At 37.5% G+C, this 25,371-nt stretch carries 30 protein-coding genes and 1 other annotated feature; of the genes, 23 read left to right on the top strand and 7 right to left on the bottom strand.

Translation table 11 applies throughout. The features are described from left to right. Window positions 1-280: 280 nt before the first annotated feature. The 3 genes from ACO6HM_RS11685 (at window position 281) to ACO6HM_RS11675 (ending at window position 2,965) form a co-directional block, all read left to right on the top strand. Window positions 281-1,327: a hypothetical protein gene (locus ACO6HM_RS11685; RefSeq protein WP_485391209.1), complete on the top strand. Its 1,047-nt coding sequence runs from the start codon at window positions 281-283 to the stop codon at window positions 1,325-1,327. Between the two features lie 88 nt (window positions 1,328-1,415). Continuing rightward, on the top strand, window positions 1,416-1,622 hold the full coding sequence (locus ACO6HM_RS11680; RefSeq protein WP_485391208.1) for a hypothetical protein: 207 nt from the start codon (window positions 1,416-1,418) through the stop codon (window positions 1,620-1,622). Between the two features lie 161 nt (window positions 1,623-1,783). Next, window positions 1,784-2,965 (top strand): hypothetical protein, encoded by a 1,182-nt coding sequence (locus ACO6HM_RS11675; RefSeq protein ID WP_485391207.1) that lies wholly within the window; start codon window positions 1,784-1,786, stop codon window positions 2,963-2,965. Between the two features lie 180 nt (window positions 2,966-3,145). Here ACO6HM_RS11675 and nox read toward each other — a convergent pair whose 3' ends face one another. From nox to udk, 3 genes are all read right to left on the bottom strand, one after another. Continuing rightward, window positions 3,146-4,474, bottom strand: coding sequence for a H2O-forming NADH oxidase (gene nox / locus ACO6HM_RS11670; protein ID WP_485391206.1), 1,329 nt, complete (start codon window positions 4,472-4,474; stop codon window positions 3,146-3,148). Window positions 4,475-4,650: 176 nt separating this feature from the next. Then, entirely contained in the window at window positions 4,651-5,991 is a 1,341-nt protein-coding gene (locus tag ACO6HM_RS11665; protein WP_485391205.1) for an aspartate aminotransferase type Ic, read from the bottom strand. Window positions 5,992-6,080: 89 nt separating this feature from the next. Beyond that, window positions 6,081-6,698: a uridine kinase gene (gene udk / locus ACO6HM_RS11660; protein WP_485381325.1), complete on the bottom strand. Its 618-nt coding sequence runs from the start codon at window positions 6,696-6,698 to the stop codon at window positions 6,081-6,083. A gap of 308 nt (window positions 6,699-7,006) precedes the next feature. Between udk and ACO6HM_RS11655 the strand changes: the two genes are divergently transcribed. Beyond that, window positions 7,007-8,224 carry an iron-containing alcohol dehydrogenase gene (locus ACO6HM_RS11655; protein WP_485381326.1) on the top strand — a complete coding sequence of 406 codons (1,218 nt, stop codon included), beginning with the start codon at window positions 7,007-7,009 and terminating at the stop codon, window positions 8,222-8,224. A 165-nt stretch (window positions 8,225-8,389) separates the two neighbouring features. Here ACO6HM_RS11655 and ACO6HM_RS11650 read toward each other — a convergent pair whose 3' ends face one another. After that, complete coding sequence (locus ACO6HM_RS11650) at window positions 8,390-8,902, bottom strand: hypothetical protein (protein ID WP_485391204.1); 513 nt, start codon at window positions 8,900-8,902, stop codon at window positions 8,390-8,392. A gap of 331 nt (window positions 8,903-9,233) precedes the next feature. Then, the gene (locus tag ACO6HM_RS11645) at window positions 9,234-9,395 is read right to left on the bottom strand and encodes an antitoxin VbhA family protein (RefSeq protein ID WP_485391203.1); all 162 of its coding nucleotides are present in this window, start codon (window positions 9,393-9,395) and stop codon (window positions 9,234-9,236) included. 329 nt (window positions 9,396-9,724) lie between these two features. On the opposite strand from ACO6HM_RS11645, the gene ACO6HM_RS11640 reads away from it, so the two are divergent. From ACO6HM_RS11640 to ACO6HM_RS11620, 5 genes are all read left to right on the top strand, one after another. Next, a complete protein-coding gene (locus tag ACO6HM_RS11640) occupies window positions 9,725-10,774 on the top strand; it encodes a macro domain-containing protein (RefSeq protein ID WP_485391202.1) in 1,050 nt (349 codons plus the stop codon). 211 nt (window positions 10,775-10,985) lie between these two features. Beyond that, window positions 10,986-11,423 carry a hypothetical protein gene (locus ACO6HM_RS11635; RefSeq protein WP_485391201.1) on the top strand — a complete coding sequence of 146 codons (438 nt, stop codon included), beginning with the start codon at window positions 10,986-10,988 and terminating at the stop codon, window positions 11,421-11,423. Between the two features lie 33 nt (window positions 11,424-11,456). Further along, complete coding sequence (locus ACO6HM_RS11630) at window positions 11,457-11,759, top strand: hypothetical protein (protein ID WP_485391200.1); 303 nt, start codon at window positions 11,457-11,459, stop codon at window positions 11,757-11,759. Window positions 11,760-11,963: 204 nt separating this feature from the next. Next, window positions 11,964-12,170 (top strand): hypothetical protein, encoded by a 207-nt coding sequence (locus tag ACO6HM_RS11625; protein ID WP_485377801.1) that lies wholly within the window; start codon window positions 11,964-11,966, stop codon window positions 12,168-12,170. Beyond that, entirely contained in the window at window positions 12,151-13,053 is a 903-nt protein-coding gene (locus tag ACO6HM_RS11620) for an ATPase (protein ID WP_485391199.1), read from the top strand. The genes ACO6HM_RS11625 and ACO6HM_RS11620 overlap by 20 nt, the downstream gene beginning before the upstream one ends. Window positions 13,054-13,202: 149 nt before the next feature. On the opposite strand, the gene ACO6HM_RS11615 is transcribed toward ACO6HM_RS11620, so the two are convergent. Together ACO6HM_RS11615 and ACO6HM_RS11610 are read right to left on the bottom strand one after the other, a co-directional pair. Then, window positions 13,203-14,522 carry an ATP-binding protein gene (locus ACO6HM_RS11615; protein WP_485391198.1) on the bottom strand — a complete coding sequence of 440 codons (1,320 nt, stop codon included), beginning with the start codon at window positions 14,520-14,522 and terminating at the stop codon, window positions 13,203-13,205. Continuing rightward, window positions 14,503-14,664 carry a hypothetical protein gene (locus ACO6HM_RS11610; RefSeq protein ID WP_485391197.1) on the bottom strand — a complete coding sequence of 54 codons (162 nt, stop codon included), beginning with the start codon at window positions 14,662-14,664 and terminating at the stop codon, window positions 14,503-14,505. The genes ACO6HM_RS11615 and ACO6HM_RS11610 overlap by 20 nt, the downstream gene beginning before the upstream one ends. A 207-nt stretch (window positions 14,665-14,871) precedes the next feature. On the opposite strand from ACO6HM_RS11610, the gene ACO6HM_RS11605 reads away from it, so the two are divergent. The 14 genes from ACO6HM_RS11605 to ACO6HM_RS11540 all read left to right on the top strand — a co-directional run bounded on the left by ACO6HM_RS11605 (window position 14,872) and on the right by ACO6HM_RS11540 (window position 25,274). Then, on the top strand, window positions 14,872-15,555 hold the full coding sequence (locus ACO6HM_RS11605; protein ID WP_485391196.1) for a vWA domain-containing protein: 684 nt from the start codon (window positions 14,872-14,874) through the stop codon (window positions 15,553-15,555). A gap of 124 nt (window positions 15,556-15,679) precedes the next feature. Then, the gene (locus tag ACO6HM_RS11600) at window positions 15,680-16,459 is read left to right on the top strand and encodes a hypothetical protein (RefSeq protein WP_485391195.1); all 780 of its coding nucleotides are present in this window, start codon (window positions 15,680-15,682) and stop codon (window positions 16,457-16,459) included. A 267-nt stretch (window positions 16,460-16,726) separates the two neighbouring features. After that, window positions 16,727-16,999, top strand: a complete 273-nt coding sequence (locus ACO6HM_RS11595; RefSeq protein WP_485377805.1) for an AbrB/MazE/SpoVT family DNA-binding domain-containing protein — start codon at window positions 16,727-16,729, stop codon at window positions 16,997-16,999. After that, window positions 16,999-17,403, top strand: a complete 405-nt coding sequence (locus ACO6HM_RS11590) for a putative toxin-antitoxin system toxin component, PIN family (RefSeq protein ID WP_485391194.1) — start codon at window positions 16,999-17,001, stop codon at window positions 17,401-17,403. Before ACO6HM_RS11595 ends, ACO6HM_RS11590 begins: the two co-directional genes overlap by 1 nt. A 110-nt stretch (window positions 17,404-17,513) precedes the next feature. After that, window positions 17,514-17,743, top strand: a binding site (T-box leader). A gap of 157 nt (window positions 17,744-17,900) precedes the next feature. Further along, the gene (locus ACO6HM_RS11585; RefSeq protein ID WP_485391193.1) at window positions 17,901-18,995 is read left to right on the top strand and encodes an ABC transporter substrate-binding protein; all 1,095 of its coding nucleotides are present in this window, start codon (window positions 17,901-17,903) and stop codon (window positions 18,993-18,995) included. A gap of 93 nt (window positions 18,996-19,088) precedes the next feature. Next, window positions 19,089-19,970, top strand: a complete 882-nt coding sequence (locus tag ACO6HM_RS11580) for an ABC transporter permease (RefSeq protein WP_485391192.1) — start codon at window positions 19,089-19,091, stop codon at window positions 19,968-19,970. Then, window positions 19,967-20,740, top strand: a complete 774-nt coding sequence (locus tag ACO6HM_RS11575; protein WP_485391191.1) for an ABC transporter ATP-binding protein — start codon at window positions 19,967-19,969, stop codon at window positions 20,738-20,740. The genes ACO6HM_RS11580 and ACO6HM_RS11575 overlap by 4 nt, the downstream gene beginning before the upstream one ends. 173 nt (window positions 20,741-20,913) lie before the next feature. Continuing rightward, window positions 20,914-21,495 carry a rhomboid family intramembrane serine protease gene (locus ACO6HM_RS11570; protein WP_485391190.1) on the top strand — a complete coding sequence of 194 codons (582 nt, stop codon included), beginning with the start codon at window positions 20,914-20,916 and terminating at the stop codon, window positions 21,493-21,495. A 1-nt stretch (window position 21,496) separates the two neighbouring features. Continuing rightward, complete coding sequence (locus ACO6HM_RS11565; protein WP_485391189.1) at window positions 21,497-22,531, top strand: threonine aldolase family protein; 1,035 nt, start codon at window positions 21,497-21,499, stop codon at window positions 22,529-22,531. A gap of 119 nt (window positions 22,532-22,650) precedes the next feature. Next, window positions 22,651-23,265 (top strand): hypothetical protein, encoded by a 615-nt coding sequence (locus ACO6HM_RS11560; protein WP_485391188.1) that lies wholly within the window; start codon window positions 22,651-22,653, stop codon window positions 23,263-23,265. A gap of 134 nt (window positions 23,266-23,399) precedes the next feature. Further along, on the top strand, window positions 23,400-23,663 hold the full coding sequence (locus ACO6HM_RS11555; protein WP_485391187.1) for a type II toxin-antitoxin system RelB/DinJ family antitoxin: 264 nt from the start codon (window positions 23,400-23,402) through the stop codon (window positions 23,661-23,663). A 5-nt stretch (window positions 23,664-23,668) separates the two neighbouring features. Further along, window positions 23,669-23,938 (top strand): Txe/YoeB family addiction module toxin, encoded by a 270-nt coding sequence (locus ACO6HM_RS11550; RefSeq protein ID WP_485391186.1) that lies wholly within the window; start codon window positions 23,669-23,671, stop codon window positions 23,936-23,938. Window positions 23,939-24,028: 90 nt separating this feature from the next. Then, window positions 24,029-24,469: an Rrf2 family transcriptional regulator gene (locus ACO6HM_RS11545; RefSeq protein WP_485391185.1), complete on the top strand. Its 441-nt coding sequence runs from the start codon at window positions 24,029-24,031 to the stop codon at window positions 24,467-24,469. Window position 24,470: 1 nt separating this feature from the next. Continuing rightward, window positions 24,471-25,274, top strand: a complete 804-nt coding sequence (locus ACO6HM_RS11540; RefSeq protein ID WP_485391184.1) for a protein-ADP-ribose hydrolase — start codon at window positions 24,471-24,473, stop codon at window positions 25,272-25,274. Window positions 25,275-25,371 lie beyond the last annotated feature (97 nt).

The raw sequence follows: 25,371 nt of genomic DNA, 5'->3' as shown, positions 1-25,371 counted from the left end.
TAATTATGATTTCTCACAACGAGATAAAAGACAAAAATGCTTATGATGGGATAGTCAATGTATAACTGATATATTTATTTTGAAAGAGCAAATCAATATTGCTTACTGGTAGTAGATATAATAATGTAAAATATTGAGATAGAACTAAAAATAACAAGTAAAAATAAGTCGATAAAAATATGAGCTAAATATACTCAGTGAATTCCACATACTCAGTGAGTCCCCTGCAACTATCATATTAGTAGCACACGACTTTGAGTTTGAAGCAGAAGGCATACAAATGTATAACTTAGATGAAGAAGTTACTGACTTTGGAGTAGAGTTAGAAGATGCATATGTTGATACTAAATCACTAACTCCGGATGTGCTCGATATTATAGAAAAATATATATCTTTTTCAGATGAAGATAATAAGTATATTATTACTGATGAGATAAAGCTGAAATCATTATTATCAGAAGAACAATATAGAACTCTTGAAACGCAAATTGAATTAAAAAATAAGTATTCCACTGCAACAATATTAGAACGAAGTGGCAGTAACCAATATAATCTGAATGATGGTGAAAAGAAAACTGTCATATCAAGTGATTGCTGGTTTAGTTGTAATATTTGGGGAGCCACAGACTTTGACATTGTCAGCTCAAAATCAGCTAATATTACTATTTATAAGAAGACTCTGTTTGGGAAAAAGCTTCTTAAGGATATAAATATGAAGTCATTTAAATATACATTGAGTGACTCGGCAATAAATACTGGTAAAAATACTTATTTGGTGCGTGTAAAACTAAATTCAAGTTCAAGGATATCTTGTAAAATAAATACACACACAGATGTATTTAAGCGTTCAGCAGGTGCAATGTGGATAAGTAACAGCAATTCTGCTATTTATGATACTAATATATTGTACCTTAAGTACTGGTATATGCCAGCATCAAAAATATCTGCACTTGTTGATTATGTGGATCAGGACAGCTTCCTTGACAATCAGAAACTGCTTCTAGACGGCTCAATAACGGTTGCAGCTATTGCTGCAGGCATTATTTCTGCTGGTACTTCCAAAGTTATACCTAGTATACTTACTACGGTTATTAGTGGTGTAGGTGGATTTGCACTAACTCAGTTAACTGATTTTAAAACAGCTGTGAAAAAAAATATTAGGACTGCTGGAGGATATAATAGTAGAACAAAGAGATATACTAAGGGGGTGTTGCTTATTCAATATATGAGCCAGGGAATCACTTTCTATGAAGTTAAAACATGGAATAACTCAACTATGTATGGACCAAAAGGCTGGACAGGAAATTGGACTATAGAGTATAACTAGTTTAGCATATTATTTTTTATAGAATTTATACATGATATAACATATAATACAGTTAAACGATTTTCTGTAATACGAGGAGGTGTTACAATTGAAAGACGAAGTTAGACAATTAAAAATTGCCGTGATTTTATCTGTGTTTACATTAATAATTTTCTGTGGTCTTTTTGTGTATTCATGGTTTTTTGGATATTCCTCAGGTAAGTTCTCCTCCGCATTATTAGTGGCGGGAGGGATTGTGATTTTAATCAAAAACTATGTATTTTACTATAAAGCAAAGAAAAGGAATGATAGTTGATGCTGCAGAGGCGGCAGTACCACATTTATAAAAAATGGTATGGAGAAGATATAGACTAGTCATTTAAATTCAGGTTTTGGTATGGTGTTTTACTTTTGGAAATAGTATGATAGTAGCAGAGGTTCTAGACATTTAATTATTTTAACTAAGGAGAAGTGCCTATGAAAAAGATTGCTGTTTTTGCTGCTACTTTTATGCTATTGTTGACTGCCTGTAGTAAAGGGGAAGATAAACCTGTCTCTAAAACATCCGAAAACCACAGTAGCACAAGTATAAGTATGACAAGTACTGCTGTATCTGCAACAAATGAAAAATCAGCTGATAAAAAAGAAGAATCCAATACTGTGACTGAGCTTAAGAAGGGAGAAATAGGCTACGCAAAGGATACAAAACATCTTGAATATCCTGCCAAGGGGGCAACAATATTGGGTTATAATGATAAACTGTCATATTTTTTCAAGTATGTCGGCAACGATTGTGTATATTATGTAAATGATGGAAATACAAACAAGGAAGTTCACAAGATTAATAGCGTCAATTTTGGATTTTTATCAGGAATGTACGATACTGACCTGATTGAAGGAGTTGTTAGTCAATCTGAGAAAGAGGAATCGGCAGATGGATGGCCATTTTCATTTCATAGAATAAATAAAAATAAAGGTGAAATAATATATCAGGGTAAAAGCTCTGGAATGCCAAAAACAAAGATAATTGGCGATAGAATTATATTCTATACAAGTGACGATGTAAAGGGAGAGGGTATCCTCAATGAATATAATTTACAGACAAAAAAGGTAGAAGAAATAGTCAAACATCAGTATAAAGTTGATGATAATGGAGAACTTGTAGATGGTAGTATAGTCTATGAGTTAGACGGATTTAATGACGGAGTTATCTTTGAGGTTGAAACTGCCGATAAAAGTAAAGGTAAAGGAGTTCAAAGTATAGAAGTCTGGTACTATGATTTTAACAAAAAAGAAACAACCAAACTTCCAATAACTTCTGATAAAAAAGTTAACTATATAGGCGGTGATTTGAATTGTGTTATTGTAGGAGATGATGATGCAAACGCAGAGAATACCGGTAATATGTATCTCAAACAGGATGATGGAACTTACAGCCATATCACGATACCTGAAATAGCCTCCGGAAACTATATATTTGAATCTGCAAGGATATCTGATAGCATTATTATCATCAGAACACAACAGAAGTTCTATGTTATCGATTATAAAAATGGAGTTTATGAACCTATAGAGCCTAATGGACTTCTTCAACAAGGTAGAATCATTACGACTAAAAAAAATGAGCTAAATATACTTAGTGATTTTAAGGCTAAGTAATATGAAGTAAAGAATAAAGCTTAGGACAATATTTGCCTCAGCATTATAATGGGGATATGGAATAATATCCCGTGAAGACTAAGTGTATGATAAAATAGTGTCTTCATTATGACAAGTCGGTTGAGATTAAAAAATGTGCAGAACCCGGTAAACAGGCTCTGCACATTAGAAGTTTAAATCTTATTTAGCATTAAGTGCTGCCATAGTGATGTAGTTATATGGCTTATTAAAGTGTGGAAGGAAGAAGATATCAAGGAGCTTTAACTTATCTATGGTAACGCCTTCCTCTATAGCGAGTGAGAACATATGAATAGCCATTGATACATCTTCTTTTGAAGAAAGCTGAGTACCAACTACTCTTCTGGTTGATTTCTCATATACTATTCTTATCTTAACATCTGCATTTTCCTTCATGAAAGCAGGACGCTGTGTATCTTCATAATCGGTATATTCTACATCTAAGCCCGCCTTCTTAGCGGCATTTAGTGAAAGGCCTGTAGAAGCAAGCTTTCTACCAAATACACAGATAGCGTTAGAACCCTGTACTCCTGCACCTTCAAGCTTGGTGCCACCTATGTTGTGTCCTGCTACTATACCTGTACGAACTGCATTTGAAGCAAGTGCAATATAGGTCTTGTCTCTAAGTGCATTAGAGTAGATAGTAGCACAGTCACCAACTGCGTATACATCAGGGTCGCTGGTCTGCTGATATTTATCTACTGAGTAAGCACCATTCTTCCAGAGTTCAAGGTGGTCTTTACCAAGGGCGTTGTTTGGAACGAAGCCGATAGCGTTGATAACAAGGTCAGCAGGATATTCGCCACTCTCAGTTACGATTGAAGATACTCTGCCATTTCCCTTATATTCAAGTACTTTCTCGCCAAAATGAGTCTCGATTCCCGCTTCTGATATAGCCTTGTCCATATCCTCTGTAAACCACTCATCATAGTAGCTTGCAAGTGAGCTAGGAGCAATATCAAAAAGTCTTACCTTCTTGCCACGAAGGAGACAGGCTTCAGCAATCTCAACACCAATGTAGCCTGCACCTATTACAGCCACCTCTTTAACCTCAGGCTTGCTGATTTCTTTGTCTACTTCCTGACCTTCCTGGAACAACTTTAAGAACTTAAGTCCCTCTAAATTATTACCGGGAAGATTAGGTGAGATTGGGAGAGAACCTGTGGCAAGTACGAGCTTGTCGTAATTCTCTTCGAACTTTTCACCGTTTTTCTTTGTGCCGTATACAATCTTCTTATCGAAGTCGATGTGATCGACCGCCGTTTCAAGGCTAATCTTAGCCCCTTTCTTCTCAAAGGCTTCAGCACTGGTATAGAAAAGTCCTTCATAAGAGTCAATCTGTCTTCCCGCCCAAAGTGCGGTACCACAGCCAAGGTAGCTGAGGTTGGTATTTCTATCAATCATTACAACTTCATTTCCCGGATAATTGTCAAGCAGGGTGTTCGCCACAGCTATACCTGCATGATTAGTACCTATAATAAGAACTTTCATATCGGTTCCTCCCAAGTTTAAATTTACCATAGTCGGTAATATTACAATTATAGTAAAAAAAAATACAAAAAGCAAATGGATTTATGATGATAAATTTCAATCATTTATAGTAAAAACATCCAAAACTGTGTAGTAGAATGTAATAACCACAGATTTGGATGTTGAAATTTTGGCATTTATTTAGTTGTTTTAGTTGATTTTGTGGTAGAAGCCGCTTCAGGAGTCTCCATCCTTTCAAGCAAATGCTCAACTGTAACAAGTTTAGTTGAGAGTGCAAGAAGCTCTGCAGCAGTCTTAAGGTCTGCAATAGGAGGGAAGGAAGGAGCAATCCTTATGTTGCTGTCCTGTGGATCCTTACCACCAGGGAAGGTTGCACCTGCAGGGGTCATAACCACACCGGCCTTAGCACAGCGGGAAACCACTTTCTTGGCACAACCAGGGAGAGTGTCATAAGAGATGAAATAACCTCCCTTTGGAGATGTCCAAGTAGCAATACCGGTACCGCCAAGCTCTTTTTCAAGGATTTCTTCAACTGCCTCAAACTTAGGACGGAGGATGTCTGCATGCTTTCTCATATGCTCCACAAGTCCATGTATATCCTTAAAGAACCTTACGTGACGGAGCTGATTTACCTTGTCATGTCCTATGGTCTGCACAGCTACCTGTCTCTGGATGTCCTCAAGGTTGTTAAGGCTTGTAGCGAGGGCTGCTATACCTGAGCCGGGGAAGCTTACCTTACTGGTTGAAGCAAATTTATAAACTAAGTCAGGGTTACCGGCACGTTTACACTCTGCAAGAATCTCTATAAGGTGATCCTGGTCGTGGTCATAGAGGTGATGTACCGTGTAAGCATTGTCCCAGTATATTCTAAAATCTTTTGCGGCAGGCTTGAGCCTTGCAAACCTCCTAACTGTCTCGTCTGAATAAGAATTGCCTGTAGGGTTAGAATACTTAGGTACACACCAAACTCCCTTTATACTCTCGTCAGAAGCTACAAGCTTTTCTATCATATCCATATCAGGACCTGTCTTTAACATAGGTACACATATGCTCTCTATTCCAAAATACTCCGTTATGGCAAAATGTCTGTCATAGCCCGGAACTATGCATATCCATTTTACCTTATCAAGCTTACACCAAGGGGTGCTGCCCATTACGCCATGAGTCATAGAGCGTGAAACGGTGTCGTACATTACATTTAAGCTGGAGTTACCGTAGATAAGCAGATGGTCGTATGGCACTTCCATCATATCACCTATAAGCTCTTTTGCCTCAGGTATACCGTCAAGTACGCCGTAGTTACGGCAGTCTGTACCATCTTCGCAGAGAAGGTCAGAAGAAGAGTTTAGGGAATCCATCATTCCCATAGACAGGTCAAGCTGGTCTACGCAAGGCTTACCACGGCTCATGTTTAGCTCTAAGCCCCTTGCCTGCATCTTCTTATAGTCTGCCTTAAGTACTTCCTTAAGCTCCAGGAGTTCTTCTTTTGTCATATCGGTATATTTTTTCTTAGCCATAAAACCTCCGTCAATAATTAAAATGTATTCGTGTATGCAATGTATTTTAGCATTAAAAATATGATTTAGCAAGAAATATCTAATATATCTTACACTGCGAGCTTATGCTTAATATGCTCAGTAAGTATGGTTATGCCTGTCGAGTTCTCGCCACCCCTAGGGATGATGATATCCGCATACTTCTTAGAAGGCTCTACAAACTGCTCGTGCATAGGCTTTACCGTCTGCTGATATTGATTTATAATAGAATCAATAGTTCTTGCCCTCTCATTTACATCACGCTTAATCCTTCTAAGAAGCCTCTCATCGGCGTCTGTATCTACAAAAACCATAATGTCCATAAGGTCACGAAGTTCCTTATTTGCGAGGATGAGGATGCCCTCCACAATTATCACATTTTTAGGAAATACATGGGTGGTGGAGTCGGTTCTGTTGTGAATAGAAAAATCATAAACAGGGATATCTGCCTCCTCTCCATTTGAAAGCTTTGCTATATCCCTAATCATCAAATCAGTGTCAAATGAATCGGGATGGTCGTAATTAAGCCTTGTTCTCTCATCATAGCTAAGGTCGTTGTGAGCCTTATAATAAGAGTCGTGGCTGATAACAAGGATGTCATCACCAAAGGAAGCCTTAAGCTTATTTACTATTGTTGTCTTACCGGAAGCACTTCCGCCTGCTATTCCTACTATACATGGTTTATTCATATCATCCTCCTGACAAAGAAATGTACTGCCGTTTAACCATAATTGAAGCAAAATATATACTTTTTATGGGGTTTACAAGCAAATGTCTATACTTGAAATTTACCCTAATACAGTGGTTATGTCAATAATAAATCATAATGATAGTGAATATTGTTATCAAAAATGTCTAAAAATTTGTTAATTAATTGTGAATTTTCGCAAAAATGCTTTGCTTTTACTCCGAAAAAGTATATAATAAGATTGTTAAAAAATAGTCAATGATTGTCTGCAAACAGCAATCATAAGTTAACTTTTAGGAGGATAGTACAATGGCAAGATTTACATTACCAAGAGATCTTTATCACGGAAAAGGATCTTTAGAGAACCTTAAGAACCTCAAAGGAAAGAGGGCTATGGTTTGTGTCGGCGGAAGCGCAATGAAGAAATTCGGCTTCCTTGAAAGAGCAGTAAACTACCTTAAAGAAGCAGGCATGGAGGTTGAGCTTTTTGAGGGAATCGAGTCTGATCCTTCTGTTGAGACAGTTATGCGTGGCGCAGAGGCTATGCTCAAATTTGAACCTGATTGGATAGTAGCAATGGGTGGAGGCTCACCTATCGATGCTGCTAAGGCTATGTGGATTAAGTATGAGTATCCTGAATGTACATTTGAAGACATGTGCAAGGTATTTGGCATACCTGAGCTTAGAAAGAAAGCACATTTTTGTGCAATCCCATCAACATCAGGTACAGCTACAGAGGTAACTGCATTCTCAATCATTACCGATTATTCAAAGGGTATCAAATATCCTATAGCTGACTTTGAAATCACTCCTGATATCGCAATCGTAGATCCTGACCTTGCAGAGACAATGCCTGATAAGCTTGTTGCACATACCGGTATGGATGCCCTTACACACGCTATTGAGGCTTATGTATCTACAGCTAACTGCGATTATACAGATCCGCTTGCTCTCCACGCTATGACTATGATTAAGGCTAACCTTATCGAGTCTTATAAGGGAGATAAGGAAGCAAGAGCAAATATGCACAATGCACAGTGTCTTGCAGGTATGGCATTTTCAAATGCTCTCCTTGGTATAGTTCACTCTATGGCACATAAGACAGGTGCTGTATTTGAAGACCAGGGTGCTCATATTATCCACGGTGCTGCAAATGCTATGTATCTTCCAAAGGTAATTGCTTACAATGCCAAGGATACTACAGCAGCTAAGAGATATGCGTATATTTCAGATTATATGGGAATTGGCGGTGCTTCTGAAGGCGAGAAGATTGCCAATCTTATCAAGTACTTAAGAGGCATGAATGACAGCCTTAGAATCCCTCACGGCATTGCCCACTACGGTGCAGACAGCTTCCCTACAGAAAAGGGCTTTGTACCTGAGAACATCTTCCTTGAGAGACTTCCTGAGATTGCTAAAAATGCAATTGCAGATGCTTGTACAGGCTCTAACCCAAGACAGCCTAAGCAGGAAGAGATGGAAAAACTTCTTAAGTGCTGCTACTATGACACAGAAGTTGATTTCTAATTTAGTAAGCGTGTTACTCCTTTTATTTATTTGTGTAGAGAGTCCGGTCCATGCCGGGCTCTTTTTGTGGCTATGATAGCAAAAGTAAATGCTCCGAACAATAATGCTTAATACAGAAACTAAGCGTTATCATTCGGAGCTGTAGTTCAATGATTATTGTATGTGTTATCTCTCTCTGCACTCATCACAGCCGCAGCTGTCAATTGAGCAGGAGTCTTCATCCTCATAATCGTCCTCTTCTTTGTGTTCCTCTTTGTCTTCTTTTTTGTCCTCTTCACTGCAAGAGCAACAACATTCAGACTTTGCATCGTTGTAGAATTCTACTTCGATGTCCTTGTCATCCTCTGCGTTTTCTTCGCCGTCTACTTCGCCTTTGGCTTTCTCTATTTCTGCCTCAAATTCATCAAGCTTTCTGCGGAGTTCGTCACGCTCTTCTTTTGTCATCTCGGCAACTGCATCCATAGCCTTTTTAGCCTTGCTCTTTACTACGGTTTCCTTAAAATCTCTGGCTGCTTTTTTGCCTTCATGGATGATCTTGCTGCCTGTAGCAACCTTCTCGCCTTTTTCAGCAAGCTTTCCTACAACCTCACCCGCAGCCTCGGCAGCTACCGCAATAGCTCCTATTCCGGTATATGCTATTTTCTTTGCAATGTCTTTAAATTCATTCTTATCACTCATAATAAACCTCCTAATATTTCGGCTTTTTATCGACCATACGATATTATATGGATTATAACATTGTTTTTTAAAAAAGGCAAATAAAATTATAAAAATTAAGAAAAAGTTCACATTTTTGTAAGCGTAGTTTTCAATTTGCTTCCTCAGGTATTATATAAAAAAGAGAAAACTATCCTCAATCAGCATATAATGGGCATTTTGGAAATCAGATCACACTTTTCTAGGGGAGTATTTAGAGATTCACCACACTTTTCTAGGGGAGTATTAGGGATTAAGCTACACTTTTCTAGGGGAATATTTTGTTCATTTTCCTTATAACTTATTCTTCGTCTTATTTAACTTTATATTTGTCATAAAGGATACGGCGTATATCATCGCCGGTTATTTCCCCTCTTTTTTCCTTTTCAACAAGCTCTAAAAATTCTTCAGACGGTTTTACTCCATCTATCTGGGCAAGACCAATTGCAAAATCCCAAGCCTTTTCATTTGTCATTATAATTACCTCCAATCTATGATAAATACACTATTTATTATAGTATAAAGTACAGGTAAAATCAAATTATTTGCTATGATTATATTATAATTTCATTAACAGCTTATTTATAATTTAACAGGTATTTCAGGCTTATTTATGTTAGCAATTGAAATATTTTTAATTAGATAATACTTTTGCCACTTGGTAATTATTCTATTGGATTCTGGTTGCAATATGTATATAATATATATATATTACAGGTTATGAAAATAAGGAATATTTTACAACCTATATGCAGCAATTAAACTATTTATTTTAGAAAAAACTTAAGCGACCAGGAGAATCCTATGCCTTTTAAAATAATCAGAGATGACATTACAAAAGTAAAAGCTGATGCCATAGTAAATCCCGTAAACCCGGAGGTGTGCATCGGTGGCGGGGTGGAGTCTGCCATATACGAGGCGGCGGGCAAAGAGAAGCTCTTAGAAGCACGAAAAGAGTTAGGGAGACTGAATCCGGGCAAAGTTGGAGTTACCGAGGCCTTTAATCTAGATGCAAAATACATAGTACATGTAAGTGGGCTCTATTGGAAAGGCGGTAATTCGTTTGAAGCCAGATGCCTGGAAGAATGTTATGAGAAAGCTCTAAAAGCTGCACTGGATAAGGGCTGTAAGAGCATAGCGTTTCCCCTTCTTGCGACTGGTACATACGGTTTTCCTAAGGATATCGGGTTAGATGTTGCAGTCAGTGCATTTACGGAATTTTTAGAAGAATACGAGATGGAGATAACCCTTGTTGTATTTGGAAATGATGCTGTAAATGTAAGCGGTAAGCTTGTGGATGAGGTTAGAAGCTTTGTAGATGATAAGTACGTTAAAGAGGCTTTAGAAACTGAATACAAAGAAGATAGAAAAATATTCTGTTACTCATTGTCTAGCGAGAGACTTCATCTGCTCTCAAAAGTAGAGACTTATGAAGTACTTGACAATGCCTGTGCTAAAGAGACTTTCTCCGCAGAGCAATCGGGCTCTTTGGAAACTGCCCTGAAAAATATCTACAAGGAGTCGTTTGAGAAGCATTTGCAACAGCTAATCAATAAAAAAGGACTGAGAAATTCCGAAGTGTATGCAGCAGCCAACATATCCAAGCAGTATTTTTCAAAGCTCCTTAAAGGGCAGGTAAAGCCGTCAAAGGATAAGATGCTTGCACTTGCAGTAGGACTTAGGCTCAATATGGATGAGGTGGTTGATTTCTTACGGATAGCGGGCTACGCATTGTCGCCTATATCTCAGACGGATACAGTTGTAGAATATTTCATCAGGAAGCAGGAATATAATGTCTTAAAAATAAATATCGTACTGTTTGACTATGGTTTAGAGCCACTTACCAATGGCTGATTTGACTCTTGCATCATGTAAATTTGAAAGGTCGCCCTAGGGTTGACCTTTTTTATGCACTTTGAGGTATGATGATATCACCAAATAAAAAAGAAAATGAAGGACAAAAATATGGGAAATAATAATAAATTAGCGAGATATAACGACTGCAACCAGACATTGTATGATGAAGAATGCAGTTGGTTTAAGTTATTGGATAAGAGGGTTATAAATGATAACGAAAATATGTGATAATTATATATCCAATAGAGCATGGTTCAGAGATGTATTGAAGGGGCAAGATGTAATTTTACGAGGGATATCTGCACTTGAATATCTTCAGTTATTTGATGGCTATGTTGGTGAAAGCAAAATTTATGTATATGCGAAGAGCAGAGGAATATATGAGAATGTTGATTATCATGTCATTGATACGTTTGATAATATAGATTATTTTCACCATGACAGCATCTTATGTTCAAGTGCAAACCAAGCCATTAATGACTTATTTATGGATTATGGAAATACTGATGAACTAGCCCTGACTGAGGCGCTTAGTAATTATTATCATACACATGATATGTGTTTTGATGGGCTTAACATTAAATACAATAAAGAAAAATATGAAGAGCTTAAGAACTGGGCAATTAATTTTTATGCAAGAGATTAGCTATTTAATATGTGAATATGAAAGGAGTTTTGTATGTATAGGTCAATAATTGAATTAAAAAAAGATATTTCCCCAGATTTGTTAAGCCGGCTTAAAGGAAATATTGAGGATGCTTTTTCTAACAGGGTAGGTACTGTGAAAAACACAGGAAAAGATCCATATCACCTTGAGTTTGCCGGCGGAGAAGATAAGTTTGGATGCTTAGAGTTTGGAATGTTATGTGTAGAAGAACAGCAAGATGTAATTCCTTATATTGAAGCCTGGAACTGGATTGATGAAGAGTGCCCTGATGAAAGCTGTGATATGCTTGAAGGAATTTCGATTCCGGTGAGGTAAAATAGAGCAAATTAATCAGCTATATAAAAAAGATAAATTGACAATATTTGACTTGAAAAATGTAATTACAAGTCCTTTTTATGCCATTCGAGGGATGATGATATCACATAAAAAACAAAGAGGCTGCTTTTTTGAACCGTTATTCTAATTTTGGAGAATCGGAATCAACAAATGACCACCGTTTATAGGAAGGAGGAAAAAACCATGGAGTATACAACTGATGAAGCTGCTAAAAATATGCATGAAGCATATTTAAAATGTAAGACTGTTTTTGATCCAAAACACTTATTGGTAAATAATAGGGTAGATTTTGAAAGTGAGGAAGAGGAATTTTTCTACAAAATCGTGGGTGATTTTTTCTTACAAAGAAAACAAATGGAGACTATAGAACATGAAAAATATGGAAAATAATAAAATTTATACCTTGTTTGCGGGAGTAAATGGTGCTGGGAAAACGACCATTTACCGCACAATGGGATTTGATGAAAATGAAAACAGAGTGAATGCAGATGAAATTCTTGCTGCAAATGGTGGTGATTGGAGCAATCAGAAAGACCAGATAAAGGCAGGTAGGGAGGCACTAAGAAGACTGGACTCCTTTATCAAACAGGGTGTTTCATTTAATCAGGAATCAACCTTAACCGGGCAGACTATTCTAAGAACCATTGAGAAGGTAAAAGAAAACGGATTTTTAGTTAATTTATATTATATTGGGTTAGATAGTCCGGAACTGGCAATAGAACGAGTTAAGCATAGAGTTGCCAATGGCGGACATGGGATTCCTGAAGATGTTATAAGGAAGAGATATGAGGCATCTTTAGACATGTTAACAAGAGTAGCGCCATTGTGTGATTTTGTTGTAGTTTATGACAATTCCAAAGTATATAATAAAGTTGCGATATATAAAGATGACAGCTGGATATTGTATGATAAAGGATGCAGTTGGTTTAAGATATTAAATAATAGGGTTATAAATGCTCATGTTGGATTGTATAGTACAATAATTGAATTAAAAAAAGATATCCCCGCAGATATGTTAAGCCAGCTTAAAGAAAAAATCGAGTCTGCTTTTTCTAACAGGGTAGGTACTGTGAAAAACACTGGTACAGATCCGTATTACTTTGTATTTGCCGGTGGAGAAGATGAGTATGGGTGTCTTGACTTAGGTACGCTTGAACTTAAAAATGATGAACTTTTTCTAAATAATGTACTGAAATGGGACTGGATAGAAGATAATCCGGGGGAATGTTGTGACCTTATTGAGCTTTTCTTAAAAAGAGGAACTAAGAATTGATGGTTTGAAAAAACGAATAACTGAGTAAGGAGTACGGACGATTTTTAGGACTAGCTAGGCTGCTAATCCCACACTCCGTCTGTACTCCATAGGATTCACATATTCTATTGGTTTTTTATTAGTGCTTCATTAGAGCACCTTGTCAGGGTCTAATACCCCCTTATCAAAAATGCCATATACAATGGAAGTGTAAGAATTTGTTCTGTTCTTCCTACATTATAATCTCCTAGCTTGATTGCACTATTTACATGGTATTTTTCAGGATGTTTCAGGATTGTTTTTGTACTCTTTACATTTCCGCTGGTTGCCTTTACTTCTACCAAAGTACATTCACCATTGTATCTAATAACAAAATCTACTTCCAATCCGCTATCTTTACGAAAATAATAGAGTTTACGTTCCATTTTGATAAAAATATCCGCTATAAGGTTTTCAAAAATAGCACCTTTATATCCATAAAGATTACCGTTTAAAATATCATATTGTGTTCCTTCCTCAAGCATACTCACAAATAAACCACAATCACACATGTACACCTTAAAAATATCTTTATCAGCATTTCCATCAAGTGGAAGTTCTGTAATGGAAAGATTATAACATCTTGATATAATTCCTGCATCTTCAATCCACTGAAGACTTCCTACATATTTTGATGCTGTAGTTCCTTTTTTTATAATGGAATACTGAAATTTTTTATTCTCTTTACTAAGCTGTTTAGGAATAGACTGAAAACATTCCTTTATGTTTGCTTTATCTTTTTTCTCTGCATATTTTACCATGTCGTCCTCATAGGAACGGATAATATCCCTTTGAATCTGCAAAACTTCGTCCATTCGTTTAGTATTTATAAAAGTCTGTACTACATCAGGCATACCCCCAACCACTGTATATTGTAAGAGAAGCTGTCTCATTCGTTTATGCAAAGCTTCTGGAATTGGTGTTTCAGTTTCGAGATTATTTTTAAGCAGTTCGATAACCGCGGCATCTATCCCATTTGCCCACAAAAATTCCTCAAAATCCAAAGGATACATATCGATAACCGTTTCTGATCCAACTGGAATTGATTTTGGTTCCTTGCCGTATCCCTTAACTCCTAATAGCGAACCTGTTCCTATTACATCATATCGCCCATCTATTTTAAAAAATTTCAGAGCTGTTCTTGCTTCTGGACACTCTTGGATTTCATCCAAAATTAGGATGGTTTCATCCTCCTCAAATACAGCTTCACTTCCTAATAAGGCAGATAACATCATTATAATATTATTAACTTCTAGGGAACCGTTAAATGCTGAAATATAATCTGGATTTTCAAAAAAATTCAAATACACAACATTTTTATAATTCTTCTTGGCAAAATCAACAACAGAAAAAGTCTTTCCACATTGACGGCATCCTTTTACAATTAATGGTTTATGATTAATAGTATTTTTCCATTCTATAAGTTTTTGTTCAACTTTTCTTTTCAGCATAAGATTTCAACTCCTTATCCAATATATCTAAAGTATAGTCTAATACTAAAACTTTTTCAAGGGACTTTTTAGGCAAAGTATCAACTTTTTCAAGGGACTTTTTAGACAAAGTATCAATTTTTTCAAGGGACTTTTTAGACAAAGCATCAACTTTTTAGGGGGACTTCCTATGCCTTTTAAAATAATCAGAGATGACATTGCAAAAGTAAAATCTGATTCCGGATAAAGAGGATGATTTGAGGCTTGCATCATATAAATTAAAAAGGTCGCCCTAGGGTTGACCTTTTTTCATGCCTTTCGAGTTATGATGATATCATCAAATAAAAACAAAGAAAACGGAGGTATCATTATGAGTAAGGGTTACACAGAGATAGTTTACATTTTGGACAGAAGCGGATCTATGGAAGGGCTTGAAGCGGACACGATAGGTGGCTTCAACTCGATGATTGAACAGCAGAGAAAGACAGGGGAAAAGGCTTTGGTTTCGACTCTGCTTTTCGATACTGAACACGAGGTATTGCATGACAGAGTGGAGATTGACAAGGTTAAAGCTATGACTGACAAAGAGTATTTTGTAAGAGGAGGTACAGCCCTCTTAGATGCAGTGGGAGGCGCAATTGACCACATCGGGAATATACACAAGTACGCAAGGGCAGAGGATAGACCTGAGAAGACCATTTTTGTAATCGCTACTGACGGAATGGAGAATTCAAGTTTTATATATTCATACGATAAAGTACAAAAAATGGTTAAAAGGCAGCAAGATAAGTATGGCTGGGAATTTATTTTCATCGGAGCCAATATCGATGCCTATGCAGAAGCTGAGAGATTTGGCATACATAAGGATAGGGCAGTAAACTATGTATGTGACGGAGTTGGTACGGCTGGAATGTATCATGCAGTAGCAAAGGCTGTTAGTACAGTGATGACTGCGGACAGTGTAGCGGAGGTCAGTGCCTGCCTTGATAACAGTGGCTGGGATAAAGAAATAAAAGAGGATTATGAGAGAAGGGGGAAGAGAGTAAGAAGTTAACTAAATATCGTTGCCTCCGGAATTTATTATAGCTTATTTAAAATTTCTATAGCAATATAGTATTATTTGTGATATAATATAATACAGATATCAAAGCATAAATAAAATATCCGGAGGATGACCAATGAAAACTTTGATTAACAGTCAAAAAATAGTGTTTGAAAATCCTAATTATACCATAGCACTCGACTCGGAAGGTCTTTCTTACACAAGTAAAAACGGCAAAAAATCAGCAGAAATAAGGTTTTCTGAAGTAGGATCTATCTTGCCTACCAGATACTGCAACTCAAACCAAAGCTATACCTTGATATTTAGAGACAATCAGGGGAAAAATATGTGCGAGATAGATACAGACACCAAGCCTTCTAGCTTAGGGCATAATATATTAGAAACCAAGCCTATTTTGGTTGCTTTTGCGGCATATAAGCTGACAAAGGCCTTCCCTGACAATCTCTTTAGTCTTGATATCACCCTTGGCTTTAGCCTTAAAGAGAAGGAAATCAGAATCTCAAACGGTGTTATAAGCGGTGCTAAGCACAGGGTTGAAATTGACAAGATTTGCAGGGCAAAATGTATAACAAACGGTACAATTAGCAATTTAGCAATCTACACCAAGCAAAAGGGCGGCTTCTTTGATACTCCTGATTTGTCTCTGCCGGTAAATGAAATTACCCTCCCTCTAATTGAGGCAATTATGATGAGAAATACAGGAAAGGGAATCGACTTTAGCAGGGGAGATGGTTTCGGTCAGAGAACATCTGAATTTGTTATAATCCGCTATATGGAGCCAAGCTTTTTCATAGGTGAAGACGGAACTATCAAGGAAGAATGGCAGGAAAAGGCATACGAAAGGGTTAAAGCCTACGGATATTCAGTGGCTGAGCTTATAGGAAGCCAGTTATAAAACTAAATTAAATAATCTTAATTACTCATGACATTTATGTTTATATAGTGTAAAATATGAATGTTATATTAAAGTTCAGTCATTTGATAAAGTTGAAAATGTTAGGATATACGGGACATATAGTGATACGGAAAGTTGTAGGATTTACCCTTTCAAATAAGTGGTATAAAGTTGTTATAAAAAACAATTGCATAATTAAATAGAATTTTATATACTAAAAGTAGGGGAATCCCTACTTTTAGCATGTAAAGAATGGAGGTAATACCAGTGATTAATAACACCTTTATAGATAATGCAAAGATTATGTCTAAGGGGCAGGTCACAATTCCAAAGGATATTAGAGAGATTCTTGGAGTTTCTTGTGGTGATAGGATAACTTTTATCGTAGAGAATGGAAATGTACGCCTGATTAATTCTGCAGTATACGCTATGCAGATATTGCAGGCACAAATGGCAGGTGAAGCAGAAAAAATAGGATTAAACACGGAAGATGCGGTCATAGATATGGTAAAAGAAATCCGTACAGAAAGCGTGGATTAATGAAAGTTCTTATTGATACTAATATACTGATTTCAGCAGCTCTTAGTAATAATGGACTTCCTTATCAGGCATTTGTAAAAGCTGTAAGTTATCCTAACCATGGGGTGATTTGTGAGCAAAATATTGATGAAATGCGTCGTATATTTAATCGCAAATTTCCGGCTAAGATACAGGCCTTAGAGAGCTTTTTATCTTTAGCATTGTTAACACTTGAAATTGTTCCTACACCTATTGAAGAGCAGGAAATTGAATCAAAAATACGTGATATAAATGACAGACCAATTCTTAGAGCTGCAATTAGTGCTGGAGCAGATATATTGTTAACAGGCGATAAGGATTTTATTGAGTCTGGAATATTAAATCCTAAGGTTATGACTGCAACGGAATTTGTAAATGAAATATAAGCAATAGAATTGTACTGCAAATATGACATTAGTTAGTATAGGTGTCTGTAATACAGCAAAAATAATTTTCCCTATTGACATCTTTATCACAATCAGTTATCATATCAAACATCAAACCTGTGAGGGAGAGTAGTAGTTAAGGGTTACTCATACCAGAGAGCTGTGATGGTGGAAATCAGCATGAGGAAGCTTAGTGAATGGACTCCTGAGGGCTTATCCGAACCAAGTAGGGTAAGACGGAGTGATGACCGTTATTCTCATTACCTGTGTGATGGCACGGGGTAAAGATGGTGCATTTGCATCAAATTGGGTGGCAACGCGGATAATATTCGCCCCAAGTAGAAGTTTTTCTTCTGCTTGGGGCTTTTTTTATTTGGCGAAGATAAATATTTCTGCAAAGTTAGATTCACATACAGCTTACCTTGTTTAGCCAAATGAACATCTAAATATTATAACTGTGTAGGTCCATTAGCTTACACCAAAAAGGAGAAATGGATATGAGAAAATCAAACAAAATGGTAGCATTAGGACTTGCACTTACACTTGCGGTATCAGCACTTACTGGCTGTGGAGGGAATAAGCAGACTTCTTCAAGCACTTCTAAGTCAGGCAGTACGGCTAATACTTCTACACAGTTAGGAAGTCGGGCATCCACAGGAAGCACAGGTGCCAATACATCGGGAAGTCAGGTGGCAGGCGGAGAGAAGGTAGTTGTAGGGATAGGACAGTTTGCAGAGCATAGCTCGCTTGACAACTGCAGAGAGGGCTTTATAAAAGGTCTCGCAGAAGGAGGCTATAAAGAGGGCGAAAACCTTGAAATAATCTACGAGAATGCAGGAGCAGACAGTGGTATAGCAGCCCAGATAGCCAATAATTTTGTAGCTAAAAAAGTAAATCTGATTTGTGCAATCACTACACCAATGGCTCAGATAAGCTATAGTGCGGCAAAAGATACAGATATTCCTGTTGTCTACACAGCCGTTACCAATCCTGTGGTAGCAGAGCTTGCAAAGGAGGACGGCAGTTCATTGGGCAATATCACCGGTACAAGCGACAAGCTCCCTATCATAAAGCAGCTCGAAATGATTAGAAAGATAATGCCTGATGCAAAGAAAATCGGCATTCTCTACTGTACAAGTGAAGTAAACTCAGAAATGTCAGTTAAGGAGTACAAGGAAGCAGCAAAGGATTATGGCTTTGAAATAATAGAGCAGTCAGTAACAAGTTCTGCAGATGTGCCTCTTGCAACTGACAGTATACTAACAAAGGTTGACTGCTTAAACAACATATTAGACAACACAGTGGTAAACAGCCTTGACATAGTTCTTGATAAGGCTAAAAAGGCAGGCAAACCAGTATTTGGAAGCGAGATAGAGCAGGTTAAGAAGGGTTGTGTTGCCAGCACAGGACTTGATTATGTATATGTAGGAGAAGAGACAGGCAAGATGGCAGCAAAGGTGCTTAAGGGCGAGGCTAAACCAATTGATATGAAGTTCTTAACCTTTGAAGAGGCAGAGTTATACGGCAATGAAGAGGCTGCTAAGTCTTACGGACTTACACTTCCTGAAGGATATAAAGAAGTAGGAAAGTAAAAAGAATGAATATTAGCATTTCAAGGAGTTAAAGATAGATTTGACTCATAGCTAAATGCTTGTACTTTATTTTAGTAGATGTGGGAGGCTAAAATGCAGATTATATTGGGAGTGCTTACGGAGGGGCTTGTGTATGCCATCCTCTCCTTGGGCGTGTACATTACCTATAAAATACTTGATTTCCCCGACCTTTCTGTGGACGGAACATTTCCACTCGGAGCGGCGGTAACTGTAGCTATGATTCTTCTTGGAGCACCGATTCCCCTTGCTATGTTTGTGGCAACGGCGGCAGGAGTCATCTTTGGAGCGGTTACGGGAATTATCAATGTAAAGCTTAAGATTCGTGACCTCATTTCAGGAATCATAGTAATGACAGCGCTTTACTCTGTAAATCTCAGAATAGCAGGAAAGGCAAATGTACCGCTTTTTAGCAAACAGACTCTATTTGAAAATGATGTCCTTGCGAAAATATTTCCTGAGGGAATGAGGCAGTACAGCAACCTTATCATACTAGTAATCATTGTTTTGATTGCAAAAATCTTGCTTGATTTTTACCTTAAAACCAAGTCAGGCTTTTTACTTCGTGCGGTAGGTGACAATGATGTGCTCGTAACCAGCCTTGCAAAGGATAAAGGAAATGTGAAGATACTCGGTCTTGCCATTGCAAATGGCCTTGCAGCCCTTGCAGGAAGCGTATACTGTCAGATGAATGGTTTCTTTGAGATATCTATAGGTACGGGAACTGTGGTTATAGGCCTTGCAAATGTAATTATTGGAATCAGCCTTGTGAAGCATTTTAACTTTATAAAGCCTACTACAGCTGTAGTAATGGGTGCGGTTATCTATAAAGCCTGCGTATCCATAGCTATTTCTATGGGACTTGCGCCATCCGACTTAAAGCTTATTACAGCAGCTCTGCTACTGATTATACTTGCAGCAGGCAATCTTAAAAATAGGAAAGGAGGCAGGGCATGATTGAACTTAAAAATATATACAAATACTACAATCCCGGCACCGTCAATGAAATGTGCCTCTTTGAAGATTTTAACCTAAATATAGAAAAAGGCGAGTTTGTATCCGTCATAGGAAGTAACGGCTCGGGCAAGACCTCTATGTTAAATCTTATCTGTGGAAGTATTCCACTTGATAAGGGTGATATTTTGATAGAGGGAAAGAGTATAGCAAGGCTTCCTGAATATGTGAGAAATAAAAGAATTGGCAGAGTATATCAGAACCCATCGCTTGGAACCTGCCCTGAGATGACAATACTTGAGAACCTCTCCCTTGCTGACAATAAGGGTAAGAAATTCGGACTTTCTTTTGGGATAAATAAGGCTAGGATTGATTATTATAAAGAAATATTATCGGGACTGGGTCTTGGACTTGAGGACAAGCTAAATACAAAGGTGAAGTCTCTTTCAGGCGGTCAGAGACAGGCTCTAACCCTGCTTATGTCAACTCTCACTCCTATTGAGTTTCTGATTCTTGATGAGCATACTGCGGCTCTTGATCCAAAGACTGCCGACCTTATTATGGAGCTTACCGACAAGATGGTAAAGGAGAAAAAGCTGACGGCCATTATGGTAACTCATAACCTAAGATATGCTGTTGAGTATGGCAACAGGCTGCTTATGATGCATCAGGGTAAGGCGGTTATAGATAAGGCAAAGGAAGAGAAGGCTAAGATAACGGTAGATGATATACTTGGGAAATTTACTGAAATTAGTATTGAGTGTGGGAACTGATATGTGGTATAATATTATATACTAAGTGACGCCCCTACCTCTGTAAGTACCAAAAAAGTTCAGCGTGCTTCGCACATTCACTTTTTTGGTAACTTACAGACGGGGTTCATTGCATCTTGGTATGATATTATACCACTTATTTATGTTTGGTAGGTTGAAGGGAGTAGATTAAGATGAACAAAGGTTTTAAGATTTCGATTAATTCACCGGTAGTACTTGGATTTTCGGCGATATGTCTGATTGCGCTGGCTCTTAATATATTTACTAAGGGGGCGACTAATAAGCTGTTTTTTATGACCTATCATTCTTCGCTAACCAATCCAATGACCTACCTCAGATTTTTCACCCATGTTTTCGGTCATAGCGGTGTGGATCATTTTATGGGAAATATCACCTATATCCTGCTCTTAGGCCCGCTGCTTGAGGAAAAGTACGGAAGTAAACTCCTCATACAGTCGATAGTAATTACTGCCCTTATTACAGGACTTGTGAATTATATACTATTTCCGAATGTAGCCCTTTGTGGAGCAAGCGGAGTGGTTTTTACCTTTATTTTACTTAGCTCATTTACAGGTTTCAAGGACAGGGAAATCCCTCTCACATTCATCTTGGTAGCTGTCATCTTCATAGGACAGCAGGTATATGACGGTATTATGGTAAGAGACAATATTTCAAACCTCTCCTATGTACTTGGTGGTGTTGTAGGCTCGGTTATGGGATATATGCTTAATAAGAACGGAATTAAGAGAGGGTGAAATGATTAGATTCAATAATGATTACAATAAGCCTGCGCACAGTGAGGTGCTTAAGGCGGTTATGGATATAAGTGATGTAAGTTATCCGGGATACGGGCTGGATGAGCTTTGTGAAAAAGCTAAGGCTGAGATAAAAAAATACATAAATAAGCCTGAGGCAGAGGTGCATTTTCTTGTAGGAGGCACTCAGACTAACTTCATCGTGATAACTTCTGCGCTTAGGAGCTATCAGAGCGTAATCAGTGCAGACTCAGGGCACATAAGCGTACACGAAACCGGAGCAATAGAAAATACAGGACATAAGGTTGAGACAGTAGCAGGAAAAGATGGGAAGCTTACTGCTGCACAGGTAAAAGAGGTGGCAGAAAATTATAGAATCAGCGGTGTAAAGGAGCATATCACAGAGCCTAAGATGGTCTATATTTCATTCCCTACAGAGTATGGAACTATCTACTCTAAGAAGGAAATTGAAGAAATAAGTGAGGTATGTAAGGAGTACGACCTTTATTTTTTCATAGACGGTGCAAGGCTTAGCTATGGACTGGCAGCAGAGGGAAATGATGTAACTATGGAAGATTTGGCGAATTTTGCAGATGTATTCTACTGTGGTGGTACGAAATGCGGAGCAATGTTTGGTGAGGCAGTTATCATTACCAACAAGTCTCTTATGTCAGGCTTTAGAAGCTATATGAAGCAAAATGGTGCCCTCCTTGCAAAGGGTTGGCTCCTTGGTGCACAGTTTAATGCTCTTTTTGAAGACGGACTTTACTTTAATTTAGCTGAGTCCTCTGTTAAATATGCAATGAAGATAAAGAAAGCCTTTAAGGATAAGGGAATTAAGTCATACATTGAAAGTCCAACCAATCAGCAGTTTGTTATACTAAGCAGGGGGCAGATGGATGAACTTTCTAAAAAATACGCCTTTGAATATGAGGGGAGATGTGACGAAGACTCCCATATAGTAAGGTTCTGTACAAGTTGGGCTAATACTGAGGCTGAGGTTGATGAGCTGGTAAAGGATATTGAGAGGTTATAAAAATTAAAAGTTAGAATAAAGGTAGTTTTAAGCCGAACTTTGGATTTTTACCAAAGATATTAATCCCCTTGACCTGTCCCTTAGGGACTGTACTACACTGTAGGCAGGAGGTGATGACTATGTTAAGAAATGAAATACAAAAATTGACCGGTCTTACGAGAAAGGCAATAGAGTATTATGAAGAAAACTACAATGTAATTCAAGAAAGACTTGCACTTCTTGAAAATGGAGAGACTATTTATGAGAGACTTGAAAGAGCTTTTCCGGGATATTTTGGTATGATGATATTTAGCTCATATCAGCCTTTTTTAAGCGAGCCGTTAAAAGAATCAGAAACTTCAGCTTATAATGAGTATATAAACTATCTGGACAGCCTGCCAACATTTGAATTATCTGAAGAAGAAAGAGATTACATTGAAAAAAACACTGCTGGTTTAGGGATAAATGAATTAAAGGATGTAAACAATGCTAAGATTAAAGCTGTAGAAGACATCAAGCAGTGGTGGACTGAGAACAAGGATACAGTAACTAAATATGAGGAATTTAAAAACAGTGATGAATACGCAAGCAGTCTAATGAAGAAAATATATGATAAGCTTAAAAAATATATGGAGGATAATAATTACTATGAGACTGCAATTCCTCTTATCAGGCAATTTAGTAAAACCTATGATGATTATTACAAGAAGCTGCTTGAAGCAAATGATGAGTATATGAAGCTGCGTAAGATATAAAAATTATAAAATAAATAAGTAAGATATGCTGCTCTGCCTGAATAGGTAGGGCTATTTTTGATAAAGTATTATTCTTTACTTTTTCTTTATAATAGCTTATACTATAATCAGTATAAAAAATGGAGGTAGTTATCATGGCACAGGTAGTTAATGTTAATTTCAAGTTAGATGCGGATATTAAGAAAAGCATGGAAGAGGCTTGCTCAGAAATGGGGATTTCTATGAGTGCGGCATTTAAGATATTTGCAAAAAAAGTAGGAAGAGAAAAAAGAATTCCATTTGAAGTATCTGCTGATCCGTTTTATTCGGAGAGTAATATCAGATATTTAGAGGAAAAAATGGAAGAATATAAAGCTGGAAAGCTTAAATTTGCAGAACATGAACTATTGGAGGATTAAGAATTATGCAAGTATCGCAAGTGCAGTGGGATTTTGATGCATGGGAAGATTATATGTATTGGCAAAATCATGATAAAAAGGTTTTAAGACAGATTAACAAACTTGTAAAGGACATAAGTCGTAGTCCGTTTGAAGGCCTAGGCAAGCCAGAGCCTCTAAGGGAAAATCTTAGAGGACTTTGGAGTAGGCGGATTAATAAAGAGCATAGGCTTGTATACCTAGTTAGAGAAAATACTGTGCTTATATTTTCTTGTCGAGGTCACTATGATGATTAGAACTGATGTTGGATAGGTATTTTATAAATCTGGTTGTAAGCGTTGACGTTACATTTAGTTGGATATAAAATATCTTCAGGAGGAAGATTAATGCAGATATCAAGTAGATTTACAGTGGCACTACACATATTTACCTGTGTGGACACTTTTAAGGGAGAATACAAGATTACAAGTGACTTTTTAGCAAGCAGTATCAATACAAACCCTGTCATTATAAGGAATATACTAACCAAGCTTAAAAATGCAGGGCTTATCACTGTTGCTAGGGGAACAGGTGGGATTACACTTACAAGACCTTTGTCGGACATATCGTTTTACGATGTTTATCAGGCAATCGAGCCGGTTGAAAATGGAGAGTTGTTTCATTTTCACGAAGCTCCAAATCCAAACTGTCCTGTAGGAAAAAATATACATGGACTTCTTGACGGTAAGTTAAAGTCCATTCAGTCAGCTATGGAAAATGAAATGAAAAAATATACACTTTCAGACCTACATACCGGAATGCAGGAACTGCTTAAGAAAGAAGCGTAAAATGAATATTACAAATCTTCAAAGAGAGAGACTGGACTATCTGGCTAAAGAATTTGTCAAAGAGTCGGAAGACTATAAGGATATAGCGATACCCGAAGATACAGAGGGTAAGCAAAGGGTACTTCGTTCGCTAATGAACATTCGCCTGCCAAAAGCAATAAATGATGAAGTGCTTAAGGTCCAGGATGAATATTTAAGAGAAAGAGCAAAAGAAGTTGGTATAGTAGATATTTCCAATATTCCTGAAGTAAATAAAGGAATATCGATTTGGCAGGGAGATATCACAAGACTTGCTGTGGATGCCATTGTAAATGCGGCTAATTCACAGATGCTAGGCTGTTTTGTACCTATGCATACCTGTATAGATAATTGTATCCACACCTTTGCCGGGGTTCAGCTTCGCCTTGAGTGCAATAGGCAGATGAAGTTATTTAGGGACAAATACGGAAAGGACTATGAACAGCCAACTGCTATACCTATGCTGACCAATGCATACAATCTGCCTGCAAAGAAGGTCATCCACATAGTAGGCCCTATTGTAAATGGGATGCTTACAGCAAAACATGAAAAGGATTTGGCTGACTGCTACAAGAATACCTTGGATATGTGCAGAGAAAATGGACTAAGGACAGTTGCTTTTTGTTGCATTTCAACGGGAGTATTCTGCTTTCCTGGTAGAAGGGCAGCAGAGATAGCTGTTAAGACTGTCAAAGAATGGCTGGCAGAGAATGAAGGGCAGATTGACAGAGTTATTTTCAATGTGTTTAAGGATGAGGATAGGGAGATTTATGAAGCAATTGCATAATTTTAATTTGTAGGGCTAATGTGTTGTTTGACTTACTAAGTCACGCCTTCGCTGATAAATGTCCAGACTCGCTCCGGTTTTTCTGCAAGGTGCTATT

Source organism: Catonella sp. (assembly GCF_057250765.1).
Note: the sequence above shows the minus strand (reverse complement) of the source record. Positions and strands in the feature narration are given on the sequence as shown.